This window comes from Bacillus sp. SD088 (assembly GCF_017355205.1).
In the GTDB taxonomy this organism is placed as follows: domain Bacteria; phylum Bacillota; class Bacilli; order Bacillales; family Bacillaceae_C; genus Lederbergia.
The window spans coordinates 164,967-178,480 of sequence record NZ_JADIJK010000001.1 but is presented as its reverse complement, the minus strand read 5'-3'; the positions used below and the strand labels follow the sequence as shown (position 1 = coordinate 178,480).

The following is a 13,514-nucleotide window of genomic DNA, read 5'->3' as shown; positions in this document are numbered from 1 at the left end:
TTTATTTACTAAATGTAAATGTTTGTTTTTTATCATGTTTTTGAAAAAAAGTTGCCTTGATTTTGAAGGGAGTGAAGCATACCGTGCTTGCAAATAGTTTAGTGCTAGGACAGGCTTTTAATGGTGGAGATATTGCATTCACCTTGATAGCGTTCTTAGTATTATTGTTCATACTTAAAAAAGTTGCTTGGGGCCCATTAATGGGTGTTATGATCAAGCGTGAAGAATATATTGCCACTGAAATTGAAGAGGCTGAAAAAAGTCGAGTTGAATCCAATCAACTATTGGAAGAACAAAGAGAATTATTAAAGAAGGCTCGTCAAGAAGCACAAGAAATGATCGAAAACTCCAAACAGCATGGAGAAGTACAACGTGAGGAAATCGTTCAACTAGCGAAGCAAGAAGCTGAACGATTGAAGGATTCCGCACGTATTGAAATTGAGCAAGAGAAAGAACAGGCGATTACTGCATTGCGTGAACAAGTAGCCTCATTGTCTGTTATGATTGCTTCCAAAGTTATTGAAAAAGAATTGAATGAAGAAGATCAACAAAAACTAATTGATGAATATGTTCAAAGGGCAGGAGAATAAGTATGAGCAAAAATGTTGTTGCTGAACGTTACGGTTTAGCCTTATATCAACTAGCCAAAGAACAAGACCAAGTGAAAAAATGGGAAGAAGAAGTTCGTGTTGTACGAAAATCAGTGAAAGACAATCCAGATTTAATTACACTACTTTCCTCTCCTAATCTCACGATACAGCAAAAGAAAGATGTTGCGAAAGAAGCTTTTGCTAAACTATCTCCAAGCGTAGTCAACACCATTATGCTTTTAATTGATCGAAATCGCCAAGAGCACATTGTAGATGTGGCTAGCTCTTTCATTAATTATGCGAATCAAGATCATGGGATAGCAGAAGCAACGGTTTATTCTGTTCGAGCATTAACCGCCTTGGAAACAGAAGCCATTTCAGCAACATTTGCAGAAAAAGTAGGTAGACGTTCGTTAAACATTGAAAATATTGTCGATTCTGAGCTTCTGGGTGGGATTAAAATAAGTATAGGAAATCGCATTTTTGATGGAAGCCTTCGTGGGCAATTAGATCGTCTTGCGAAAACATTAACGACTTGATGAAGTCTTTTGAAAAATGAGGGGTGAAATTCATGAGCATCAATGCTGAGGAAATCAGTGCACTGATAAAAAAGCAAATTGAGAATTATCAGGCTGATATGGAAGTAAATGATGTTGGTACGGTCATCGAGGTCGGGGATGGTATTGCCCGCGTGTATGGACTGGACAATGTCATGGCAGGAGAACTGATTGAATTCTCTACTGGCGTCATGGGAATGGCGCAAAACCTTGAAGAATCGAATGTTGGGGTAGTAATTTTAGGTCCTTTTACAGATATTCGTGAAGGTGATGAGGTTAGACGGACTGGACGGATTATGGAAGTCCCAGTCGGGGAAGAATTAATTGGTCGTGTCGTGAATCCACTTGGGCAACCTTTAGATGGACTTGGCCCGATTAATACAACGAAAACACGTCCAATCGAATCACCAGCACCTGGTGTTATGGATCGTAAATCGGTTGATGAGCCACTACAAACTGGGATTAAGGCCATTGATGCACTTGTTCCAATTGGACGTGGACAACGTGAATTAATTATCGGGGACAGACAAACAGGGAAAACAACGGTTGCCATTGATACGATTTTGAATCAGAATGACCAAGATATGATTTGTGTATATGTGGCGATTGGTCAGAAAGAATCAACTGTCCGTGGAACAGTTGAAACTCTGCGTAAGCATGGAGCATTAGATTATACCATTGTCGTAACTGCTTCGGCTTCCCAACCAGCACCACTCTTGTATTTATCAGCTTATACTGGAGTTACAATGGGAGAAGAATTCATGTATAACGGTAAACATGTACTTGTTGTATATGATGACTTATCCAAGCAGGCAGCTGCTTACCGTGAGCTTTCACTATTACTTCGCCGTCCACCAGGTCGTGAGGCATATCCTGGGGATGTATTCTATCTCCACTCTCGTCTATTAGAGCGTGCTGCGAAGCTTAGTGATGCTAGAGGCGGTGGTTCATTAACAGCTCTGCCATTTGTTGAAACACAAGCAGGCGATATTTCTGCTTATATTCCAACAAACGTAATTTCGATTACAGATGGGCAAATTTTCTTGCAATCTGATCTTTTCTTCTCTGGTGTACGTCCTGCGATCAATCCAGGATTATCCGTTTCACGTGTAGGGGGATCTGCCCAAATTAAAGCTATGAGAAAGGTAGCAGGAACTTTACGTCTTGACCTAGCTTCCTTTCGGGAATTAGAATCATTTGCTCAATTTGGTTCAGATCTTGACAAAGCAACCCAAGATAAATTAGCACGTGGTCAACGTACAGTAGAAGTATTAAAACAAGATCTAAATAAACCAATTAAAGCAGAAAAGCAAGTAATGATCCTATATGCATTAACAAAAGGATTCCTTGATGATATCGCTGTTCATGATATTCTTCGCTTTGAAGATGGCTTATCAGCTTGGCTGGATCATAACCGTGCAGAACTTTTAGAAGAAATTCGTACGACTGGAGCACTTCCAGATGAGCAAAAAATGGCTGATGCCATCAATACATTTAAAAACACATTTGCGAAAAGTGAATAAGAGAACTATTTAATGTTCGAAACATGACTCTATTTATAAGTGGACCATATTGATCAATAGCGTGATCTACTTATAAATGAGTTTTAAATACTGGGAAAGGATGGTGAACTTAGATGGCCTCCTTACGAGATATTAAATCTCGCATTACCTCCACTCAAAAAACGAGTCATATTACAAAAGCTATGCAAATGGTGGCTGCTGCTAAACTTAACCGTGCAGAAATGAACGCAAAGTCGTTCGTTCCCTACATGGAAAAGATTCAGGAAGTGGTCGCAAGTATTGCTTTAGGTAGTAGCGATGTGACTCATCCGATGTTAGAATCACGTCCAGTGAAAAAAACCGGGTATTTAGTGATTACTGGGGATCGTGGATTATGTGGTGCCTACAATAGTAGTATTTTGCGCGCCGTTAATACTAAAATCCAAGAGCGTCATAAATCAAAAGATGAGTATGCCATCATTGCGATTGGACGAATGGGGCGAGACTTTTTCCTGAAGAACAATATGAATGTTGTCCTGGAGATCAATGGATTGCCAGACCAACCTAATTTTGCTGATATTATGGAGATTACTAACAAAACAGTTGCAATGTTCTCTGATGGCACCTTTGATGAGTTATATATGTATTACAATCATTTTGTAAGTGCCATGACCCAGGAAGTAACGGCTAAGAAAATTCTTCCACTTAATGAAATTGCTACCTCTACAAAATTGATGACATATGAATATGAACCATCTCCTGAAGCCATTTTGGAAGTATTGCTTCCTCAGTATGCTGAGAGTCTAATTTACGGGGCACTTCTTGATGCAAAAGCGAGTGAACATGCAGCAACGATGACTGCTATGAAGAGTGCCACAGATAATGCATCTGACCTTATCGATGATTTAACATTATCTTATAACCGAGCTCGCCAAGCAATGATTACTCAAGAAATCACTGAAATCGTTGGTGGAGCTGCAGCTTTAGAATAATATTTTACATGAACCCAGGTAGGAGGGGACAAGATGAACAATGGACAGGTTCTTCAAGTAATGGGACCGGTCGTGGATGTGAAATTCCCAAGCGGCCAACTCCCTGACATCTATAATGCGCTGAAAGTATCGTATAAGGCGCAAACAGAATCTGAAGTAAATATTGATTTAACATTGGAAGTAGCCCTTCATCTAGGCGATGACGCTGTCCGCGCAATTGCCATGGCATCTACAGATGGAGTACAGCGTGGTATGGAAGTTGTTAACACGGGCGCACCTATTTCTGTACCTGTTGGTGATGTAACACTCGGACGAGTTTTCAACGTGCTAGGAGAAAACATCGACCTTGATGAAGCACTTGCCAGTGATGCACGACGGGATCCAATTCACCGTGATGCACCGAAATTTGATCAATTATCAACAGAAGTTGAAATCCTTGAAACAGGAATTAAAGTAGTTGACCTACTTGCTCCTTATATTAAAGGTGGAAAAATTGGTCTATTTGGTGGAGCGGGAGTAGGGAAAACCGTTTTGATCCAGGAACTTATTAATAATATTGCGCAAGAACATGGAGGAATTTCCGTGTTTGCTGGAGTTGGCGAGCGTACGAGGGAAGGTAATGACCTTTACTACGAGATGAAGGACTCTGGAGTTATTAATAAAACAGCAATGGTCTTTGGACAAATGAACGAACCACCAGGTGCACGTATGCGTGTAGCTCTAACTGGCCTAACGATGGCAGAATATTTCCGTGATGATCAAGGACAAGATGTTCTGTTCTTTATTGATAATATTTTCCGTTTTACTCAAGCAGGCTCAGAGGTATCAGCACTTCTAGGCCGTATGCCATCAGCAGTTGGTTATCAACCAACACTTGCAACCGAAATGGGGCAATTGCAAGAGCGAATTACATCAACCAATGTGGGGTCTGTTACATCTATCCAGGCCATTTATGTTCCTGCGGATGACTATACTGATCCGGCACCTGCAACAACTTTTGCTCACTTGGATGCAACGACAAACCTGGAAAGAAAGCTTTCCGAAATGGGGATTTATCCTGCGGTGGACCCGCTTGCATCTACTTCACGTGCCCTTTCTCCTGAAATTGTTGGGGAAGAGCATTATGAAATTGCACGTCAAGTTCAGCAGACGCTTCAGCGTTACCGTGAGTTGCAAGATATTATTGCGATTCTAGGGATGGATGAGCTGTCTGATGAGGATAAATTGATTGTTGCTCGTGCTAGAAGGATTCAATTCTTCTTATCGCAAAACTTCCATGTTGCGGAACAATTTACAGGTCAACCTGGTTCTTACGTTTCTGTTCAAGATACGGTAAGAGGTTTTAAAGAATTGTTAGATGGTAAATATGACCACTTGCCTGAAGATGCGTTCCGTCTTGTTGGACCAATTGAAGACGCAATTAAAAAAGCACAAGAAATGGGCGTAGAAGTTTAAAAATAGGGAGGGAAAGTTATGAAGACATTGCAAGTTCATATTGTCACTCCCGATGGCCCAGTTTTTGATGGCGATGTTGAAATGGTCACCACAAAGGTAGAATCCGGAGAGCTAGGTATTCTTCCTGGTCATATTCCAATGGTTGCGCCCTTACAAATTGGTGCCGTCCGCCTCAATAAAGGCAATGAAACAGAATTTGTTGCGGTCAATGGCGGTTTCGTTGAAGTACAACAAGAGAAAGTTACGATCTTAGCGCAAACGGCTGAAAAAGCTGACAGCATCGATATTGCCCGTGCGGAGGAAGCAAAGAAGCGTGCCGAAAGACTTCTACAAGGAAACCAGGATGATGTGGACTTTAAACGTGCGCAGTTGGCATTGAAGAAAGCGATGAATCGTATTGATGTTTATAAACATCATTAAAGAGCGTGTTAAAAAAAGGAGGATAAAAAGGACCAAGAAATTCGAGGCGGCGTAGCTTTGAGCAGCGGAGAAGCAAGCCAACGAAGAAATTCCCAGTGTCATTTTTACCGGACTTTTTGAACATCCACTTAAAATTTAATTTAACACCTTCTGATCGCTTGATTGGAGGGTGTTCATTTTTCCGATTCTTCACTTTGGTCATATCTGTTTAACTGGATAGACATAAAAGCGCCCAATATGTAGAGGAGGTTGAGCTTTTGCTTGAGAATTTAGGTCAACAGGCGTTGATCAATATTATTTCACATTTGTTTTTCATTGGCATAGCCTTCATTGCCTTACAAGCTCTTCATTTTGATAAATTACTCAGAGGAGGAAATCGTGTATTCCAAGCACGACTACTATATGTCCTTTTAACGATTGTGATTGGCTCGACAGTGAGTAATTTTTTTCTTGATTATTTGGATTGGTCAAAACAATTACAATTGCTTTTTTAAATCTAAAATCTTGTCCATTAGTTGATGTTGAATTACTGCCTCATGGTTTACCACACATTTTTTAATCCATCATGACAATCATTTTGTCAACAAAATATGTCTGAATTATAACAAATAAATAAATTTATTATAATAATGGTGCTTTTTACCTGTTTGCAAACCGGGAACTTTTGTATAATATGTGTATTGATGTGTGCGAATTTTGTCGGATATAAAGTCATTGTTCGTCTGATTTTGCGTTATATTATTTGTATGTCTTTCCCCCTAAAGGAAACAATGTTAGTAAGGGGGAATGGGACATGAAAACGAACTTTTACAAGCTTACGACTATGGCCGGCTTATGTGTTTTTTGTTTTATCTTAATGTTTAATGGGAATAAGTTTAGTGCGAGGACAAATATAGAAGATCTTCAACAAATAGCGAATTCAGTTGAACAAGCAGATGGAACAATAATTGAATGGTCTCTGTATGCAAGAGAAGCTGTTCAAGATTTGGATGTGGATCAATATATACTTCAATATCCAGAAATGGAATGGACGGTTAGTGAGGATTCCGTGGTAGGAATCTTAAACACTGATACATATAATGAAACCATTCAGATCATGAACAATCAACAAAAAGATACTCCATTTATTTCATACGAGCTAACAGGTACAGACTGGGACGAAGCTACTGGGATGCGGGCTTCGAAAATCGCTAGCCTTCGTATGAACACCCTTTTTAATGGTGAACCAAATTTGTTCTCTTGTATTAAAGGCGAATTCAATAATTCTATCGATGAATTTACCAATCATATTATGCAATCTTTACAAGCAAAAGAAATTGAATCCATTAAAGAACATAAATTTCGATCCATTTCAGCATATTCTTCTCTTTTTACCCAAACTTTAGCATTAACAGACCAACAAATGAATGTACAATTGGGATTAAGAAACAATGATTTGGGCAATGGAACGACTTTTGTGATCGGCACACCCATCTTGACGATTGAATATTAATATAAGGACTACGGACGCGGAGGGGAATTCTCTTGGAAAAAATCATCGTCCGCGGGGGTAACAGATTGAACGGTACAGTAAAAGTTGAAGGTGCTAAAAATGCCGTTCTACCTGTGATCGCCGCATCATTATTAGCAAGTGAGGGAAAAAGCATCATTCGGGATGTTCCATCTCTCTCCGATGTATATACAATTGGCGAAGTGTTACGCCATCTCAATGCTAATGTAGAATTTGAAAATAAACTAATTACAGTAGATGCCACGGATCACCTTAATATTGAAGCTCCATTTGAATATATGCGTAAGATGCGAGCTTCAGTACAGGTAATGGGACCATTATTAGGTAGAATTGGTAGAGCAAGAGTTGCTTTACCAGGAGGCTGTGCGATTGGCTCAAGACCGATCGATTTACACTTAAAAGGCTTCGAAGCAATGGGAGCAAAGGTGAAGGTAGATAATGGCTTTATTGAAGCGACAGCTGATCGTTTAGTAGGAGCAAAAATCTATTTAGACTTCCCAAGCGTTGGAGCAACGCAAAACATTATGACTGCAGCTGTGTTGGCAAAAGGTGAAACCATTATTGAGAATTGCGCAAAAGAACCAGAAATTGTGGATCTTGCCAATTTCCTAAATAAGATGGGGGCTAATGTTAAAGGTGCAGGCACTGGCACTATTCGTATTGTTGGAGTCGAAAAGGTCTATGGTGCGGATCATACGATTATACCTGACAGAATTGAAGCAGGTACTTTCATGGCCGCTGCAGCCATTACAGGTGGAAATGTCTTTATTGAGGGCGTGGTTCCTGAACATTTATCTTCTGTCATAGCAAAATTGGAAGAAATGAATGTGAAAATTATTGAGGAACTAAACGGCATTCGAGTCATTGGACCTGACCGTTTAAAGGCTGTTGATATTAAAACAATGCCACATCCAGGCTTTCCGACAGATATGCAGTCGCAGATTATGGCATTGCTTTTATGTGCGGATGGCACAGGCCTTATTACGGAAACGGTATTTGAAAATCGGTATATGCATGTGGAAGAATTCCGAAGAATGAATGCTGATATTAAAATTGAAGGTCGCTCTGTGATCATTACAGGCCCTTGTAAACTGCAGGGGGCAGAGGTCTCATCAACTGATCTACGTGCCGCTGCAGCGCTAATTTTGGGTGGTCTTGCGGCTGACGGCTATACCCGTGTTACGGATTTACATCATTTAGATCGTGGCTATTTAGATTTCCACTTGAAATTGAAGGCCCTTGGTGCCGATATTGAAAGAGTTGCGGATCAAGTAGAAGCAAAGGAAGAAGAAGTTACTTCAGCAAATGTAACAGAAATTTAATAATACTAAACACGAAATAAGCCTGGATTCTAGAGAAAGCTCACTGGATTCAGGTTTATTTTACTTTTTCCTCCTGTACATACCTGTGTAGGCGCCTAATAATATGCGAATCAATTCATCGCCTTCCTGATACATAATGTTCATTCGATAAAATGACATAATTGCTTGTCCTAGCCCATATACATGGAGTTGAACGAACAGTTTTTTTACAATATGGATATGGAGGAATTTCAAATGAAATCAATCAAGCCTATTTTTATTTCTGCTACACTTCTCATTACTCTAACATTCATCATCCCCTCCTTACTTGTGCTATTTTCAAAAGATGAAAAAACCGTAGTTCGGGAAGAGGAAAAAGTCGAATCCGCTAAAGAAACAGCGGAGGCACCAGAGGAATCAGAGCCAGATGTGGCGGTGTTTCGCGATGAATCTAAAGAAATTGAGACCTTCCCTTTAGAGGAATATGTAACGGGAGTAGTGGCGATGGAGATGCCTGCTAATTTTGAGGTAGAAGCTCTTAAAGCACAAGCTTTAGCCGCAAGGACATATGTTGTGAATTTTTTACTGCAAACAGATGAAGAATCCGTTCCAGAAGGGGCAAATATTACCGATACAGTAACCCATCAGGTGTTTAAAAATCAAGATGAGTTGAAAGAACTGTGGGGAAAAGACTTTGACTGGAAATATAAAAAAGTTTCCGAAGCTGTTCAAACGACAAAAGGAGAAATCCTTACTTATAAAGATAAGCCGATTACTGCCTCCTTTTTTTCAACCAGCAATGGTTACACGGAAAATGCAGAGGAGTACTGGAAGGATAAAATCCCCTATTTGAAAAGTGTTGAAAGTCCATGGGATAGCAAAGCGCCTAATTTTGAGAGTGAGAAAAAAATACCAGTTGAGGAGTTTGAAACATTGCTAGGAGTGAGCATCGGCAGTGAAAAGGAAGTTGGAGAGATTACTGGCAAGACTTCAGGAAATAAAGTAGCGACGGTTAAAATTGCTGATAAAACATTCTCTGGACGGGAAATAAGGGAGAAACTTGATCTTCGCTCAACTGACTTCCGGTGGGTTAGGGATGGTGATTCAATCACCATCACAACAAAAGGCTATGGACACGGCGTTGGGATGAGCCAGTATGGTGCGAATGGAATGGCCCAAGCAGGGAAGGATTATCGAGAGATTGTGGAACATTATTACCATGATATCCACATATCTGAAGCCAACCAATTATTTGAAAAGCAATTTGCATTTAGTTCTTGAGAGAAATCGATTTGGGCAAATGCCTTAACTGGCCGTTCCCGTCTCAGTAGGAAAGTGAAAAAGGGGCATGGCGAGTCACAGGCCGTTCCCTTTTTGGTTGGAAAGTGAAGAAAGGGGCACGGTGCAGCCACAGGCCGTGCCTGTTTTGGTTGAAAAAGTGAAAAAAGAACAGCGCATAGTTTGACCTCTTCAATTCTTAAAAAGGTAAAAGAAACAGATTAGCCAACTTGGGAGGCGTCTGGTATTTTTATCCAATTACAAAATTAATGCATAAAAAAATAGATTTGTCGAAAAATAACTGGATAATTTGTTTGGGACAAGTATAATATTTTCATTTTCTGTTCAGAATGATTGACAGAGGTGATGAAAATGAGAGAGGAAGAAAAGAATCAATCTTCTCAATGGAAAAAAGTCCTAAAAAAGCGGTGGGTATATCCAGCAATTTATCTTGCCAGTGCAGCCTTGATTATATCTGGAATTTTCTGGTTCCAGGCGGCGAATAAAGATGTAGCAGATCCGCCAAGTGTAACTGAAAATAATACAGATGATTTACTAGGTAGCAACAACAATGAAGATGCAGTAGAGGTTACACAATCACTTGAAAATGTAGACATGCCTGTAGCAAATGCAGATGAAGTGGAGTACGTCACGGAATTTTTTGATATTAATGCATCTGAAGAGGAGCAAGAAGCAGCACTTATTGTGGATGGGAACAGATATCATCCTAATCTAGGAGTCGATATTGCTAAAAAGGATAATTCAGAGTTTGATGTTCTTGCGGCTCTAAGTGGAAAAGTTACAGCCGTTCGTGACGATTCTTTGTTGGGAAATGTCATTGAAATTGAACATGACAAAGGTGTTACAACTATATATCAATCTGTAAAGAATATGAAAGTTCAAGTAGGAGACTCCGTTAAACAAGGAGATGCACTCGCAACGTCTGGTACAAGTCAACTAAATAAAGATGCAAAAACCCACTTGCATTTTGAAATTAGGAAAGACAATCAAGCTGTGAACCCACAAAGCTATTTTGGGCAGTCAGTTACATCTCTTGAGAAAGATTCTAAGGTTGAAATGCAAGAGAAAGAACAAGCTGATGAAAGCTCAAAAACAGATGAAGAAACCGATTCTGAAAGCCAAACAGGCTCTGATATCGAAGACTCCGATTCTGAAAGCCAAACTGGTTCTGATGTGGAAGAATCCGATGATCAAGCAAAAACAGATGATCAAACGAATACAGATGATGAGACGATGGAAGAAACTTCAAATTTACAAATTCAAGAGTAACGCACATAAAAAAAGGCGAATCCAATTCTATTAGGATTCGTCTTTTTTTTATGGAAAATATCATTTCTCGGGAAATAATGCAATTTGTTTTGCAGAAAATAGCAGAATGAACCGACTTTTGAGGATCTTTATTGCTATTCAAGTTGTCATAATGTATACGAGCATCAAAATCAGTAGGAAGCCTGCCAAAAGAAAATTAGATCATGAGACCACCGGTTTTTTATTTTTAAGAAAACCATAAAATTCTTGGCTTGTGGATAACTAGCTTATGTTGCGGTCGGCATCCAGCTCCAGCTCCTAGCCCCAAGAGGCTCGTAGGATGCGAGTCCATCGGCGTTGCGCCAGGACGGCACGAATTTAGCCTTTCTTCCTAGATTAAGGCGCTTGCGATTTTGTTCTTGCTTAGGAAACTATAAAAATGTCGCTTGTGGATAACTGTTTACATTGCGGTTGGTGTCTAGCTCCAGGCGCCATCGGCTCGAGGTCAAATAACCTGAGCCAATGAAAGGCAAAGAACGCCTTTCTTTGTCTCAGAACATTTGCTTGTCGCCGATAGGCGGGCGCCTTGCGCTTTTCTTGTTGCGTGCCTTTAACTATGAATATTATGAATTTAGGCATATATTTACCGTTTAGCCAATAAGTATATACAAACTGTACAAAACATTGTGAGTGTTTGAGGTGAGTGATCGTTCATTGGCAGCCATATTTCGTTGAATACATGCTTAAGTCCAGAAAAAGAGAAGACTTTCAAATAAAAAATTACACTAAACAAATACCAGTTGCGAAAAGGGTGAGATTAACCTAACGCGAGTAGATCTAGAAATGATATAAAAAAGACGAGTCTCATTTCACACTCCTCACATCCAATTTGGGGAGGGCGAGAGGTGTGCACGATTACATCAAAGAGCGAACAATCAAGATAGGTAAATATATCGTGGAGACAAGAAAAACGGTTCGTGTCATTGCGAAGGAATTTGGAGTATCAAAAAGCACTGTTCATAAAGACCTAACAGAAAGACTGCCGGATATTAATCCTGACTTAGCCAATGAAGTGAAGACTATTTTAGAGTATCATAAATCAATTAGACATTTACGAGGAGGAGAGGCGACAAGGCAAAAATATAAAAAGGAAGATGAACAGGAAGAACTATCAAAGCTGGAAGTCATGAAATAAGGATATTGTCCAATTATTTTATTGGAATTAGGCGGATGGAGAGCGCAGTACTATCTCTATCCGCCTTTTGTCTATTCGCTTGTTGCTGAGGAAATTATAAAATTTTAGCTTGTGGATAAACTCTAATTGTTTAAAATCCGAATGAATTATTTCTAAAAACCTACGTATTTAGTATAGGATTATGGTAAAATAAACAATTAGGGAATATTATATGGTGAGACTTTTTACCTGTTTACTCCATGAACAAATCCTAACGGCACATTATCACCGTAAAATAGGAACTTAATCTGCTTTTTTGAACTTAAAATATACACGAAAAATGACAAATAGCCCATACGAGGGATTGAACTTAGAAAGAAGGGAATAGAATGTTTGCAAAGGATATTGGAATCGATTTAGGAACAGCAAATGTATTAATTCATGTTAAAGGACAAGGGATTGTTTTAAATGAACCCTCTGTGGTTGCAATTGACCGTAATCAAAATAGAGTATTAGCTGTCGGAGAAGAAGCGAGACAAATGGTCGGAAGAACCCCGGGAAATATTATGGCGATTCGTCCATTAAAGGATGGAGTGATCGCAGACTTTGATGTAACTGAAACGATGCTCAAGCATTTTATACATAAACTGAATGTAAAAGGCTTTTTATCAAAGCCAAGGATCTTAGTATGTTGTCCAACAAATATTACGAGCGTTGAACAAAAAGCCATTAGGGAAGCGGCAGAAAAAAGTGGCGGAAAAAAGGTTTTTCTTGAAGAGGAGCCGAAAGTAGCAGCAATTGGTGCGGGAATGGATATTTTCCAACCTAGTGGGAATATGGTCGTGGACATTGGCGGTGGAACGGCTGATATTGCTGTACTCTCTATGGGGGATATTGTGACTTCTTCATCGATCAAAATGGCCGGAGATAAATTTGATCAAGAAATATTAAATTATGTGAAAAAACAGTATAAATTATTAATTGGAGAACGTACAGCGGAAAATATTAAGATTAATATCGGGACTGTGTTTCCAGGATTGCGTAAGGAAGAAATGGATATCCGGGGGCGTGATATGGTGTCTGGGCTTCCAAGAACGATTACGATTTATTCTAAGGAAATCGAAGAGGCTCTTCGTGAACCTGTAGAGACGATTGTTCAATCGGCTAAAATGGTTTTAGAAAAAACTCCACCAGAGCTATCCGCTGATATTATTGATAGAGGAATTATGTTGACTGGTGGCGGTGCCCTCCTTCACGGAATGGACCAACTACTAGCAGATGAACTAAAGGTACCTGTGCTGATTGCAGAACATCCGATGGATGCAGTAGCGATGGGAACCGGCATAATGCTTAAAAATATGGATCTTGTGACACGCCGAGCGCTCATTTAACAACATTAAGGAATGTTTAACTTGCCGATATAAGAAGTAGAGAAAAATGAACGAATAAAGGTGTGTGAGGGTTTA

The 13,514-nt window shown here is 39.7% G+C and carries 13 protein-coding genes; all 13 read left to right on the top strand.

The window, feature by feature from the left end; genetic code table 11:
* The first annotated feature begins 83 nt into the window (after positions 1 to 83).
* A complete protein-coding gene (gene atpF / locus IPU53_RS00690) occupies positions 84 to 590 on the top strand; it encodes a F0F1 ATP synthase subunit B (protein WP_207446377.1) in 507 nt (168 codons plus the stop codon).
* 2 nt (positions 591 to 592) lie between these two features.
* On the top strand, positions 593 to 1,129 hold the full coding sequence (locus IPU53_RS00685; protein ID WP_207446375.1) for a F0F1 ATP synthase subunit delta: 537 nt from the start codon (positions 593 to 595) through the stop codon (positions 1,127 to 1,129).
* A gap of 32 nt (positions 1,130 to 1,161) precedes the next feature.
* Positions 1,162 to 2,670 (top strand): F0F1 ATP synthase subunit alpha, encoded by a 1,509-nt coding sequence (gene atpA / locus IPU53_RS00680; RefSeq protein ID WP_207446373.1) that lies wholly within the window; start codon positions 1,162 to 1,164, stop codon positions 2,668 to 2,670.
* Between the two features lie 113 nt (positions 2,671 to 2,783).
* On the top strand, positions 2,784 to 3,641 hold the full coding sequence (locus tag IPU53_RS00675; RefSeq protein ID WP_207446371.1) for a F0F1 ATP synthase subunit gamma: 858 nt from the start codon (positions 2,784 to 2,786) through the stop codon (positions 3,639 to 3,641).
* Positions 3,642 to 3,674: 33 nt separating this feature from the next.
* Positions 3,675 to 5,096 carry a F0F1 ATP synthase subunit beta gene (gene atpD / locus IPU53_RS00670; RefSeq protein WP_207446370.1) on the top strand — a complete coding sequence of 474 codons (1,422 nt, stop codon included), beginning with the start codon at positions 3,675 to 3,677 and terminating at the stop codon, positions 5,094 to 5,096.
* An 18-nt stretch (positions 5,097 to 5,114) separates the two neighbouring features.
* Positions 5,115 to 5,516, top strand: a complete 402-nt coding sequence (locus IPU53_RS00665; protein ID WP_207446369.1) for a F0F1 ATP synthase subunit epsilon — start codon at positions 5,115 to 5,117, stop codon at positions 5,514 to 5,516.
* Between the two features lie 257 nt (positions 5,517 to 5,773).
* Positions 5,774 to 6,010, top strand: a complete 237-nt coding sequence (locus IPU53_RS00660) for a DUF1146 family protein (RefSeq protein WP_207446368.1) — start codon at positions 5,774 to 5,776, stop codon at positions 6,008 to 6,010.
* 299 nt (positions 6,011 to 6,309) lie between these two features.
* Positions 6,310 to 7,008, top strand: a complete 699-nt coding sequence (locus tag IPU53_RS00655) for a YwmB family TATA-box binding protein (protein WP_207446367.1) — start codon at positions 6,310 to 6,312, stop codon at positions 7,006 to 7,008.
* Positions 7,009 to 7,040: 32 nt separating this feature from the next.
* The gene (gene murA / locus IPU53_RS00650) at positions 7,041 to 8,348 is read left to right on the top strand and encodes a UDP-N-acetylglucosamine 1-carboxyvinyltransferase (RefSeq protein WP_207446366.1); all 1,308 of its coding nucleotides are present in this window, start codon (positions 7,041 to 7,043) and stop codon (positions 8,346 to 8,348) included.
* A gap of 234 nt (positions 8,349 to 8,582) precedes the next feature.
* The gene (gene spoIID / locus IPU53_RS00645; protein WP_207446363.1) at positions 8,583 to 9,608 is read left to right on the top strand and encodes a stage II sporulation protein D; all 1,026 of its coding nucleotides are present in this window, start codon (positions 8,583 to 8,585) and stop codon (positions 9,606 to 9,608) included.
* Between the two features lie 369 nt (positions 9,609 to 9,977).
* On the top strand, positions 9,978 to 10,895 hold the full coding sequence (locus tag IPU53_RS00640; protein ID WP_207446361.1) for a M23 family metallopeptidase: 918 nt from the start codon (positions 9,978 to 9,980) through the stop codon (positions 10,893 to 10,895).
* Positions 10,896 to 11,781: 886 nt separating this feature from the next.
* Entirely contained in the window at positions 11,782 to 12,069 is a 288-nt protein-coding gene (gene spoIIID, locus IPU53_RS00635) for a sporulation transcriptional regulator SpoIIID (RefSeq protein ID WP_207446359.1), read from the top strand.
* A 368-nt stretch (positions 12,070 to 12,437) separates the two neighbouring features.
* On the top strand, positions 12,438 to 13,439 hold the full coding sequence (locus IPU53_RS00630; RefSeq protein ID WP_207446358.1) for a rod shape-determining protein: 1,002 nt from the start codon (positions 12,438 to 12,440) through the stop codon (positions 13,437 to 13,439).
* Positions 13,440 to 13,514 lie beyond the last annotated feature (75 nt).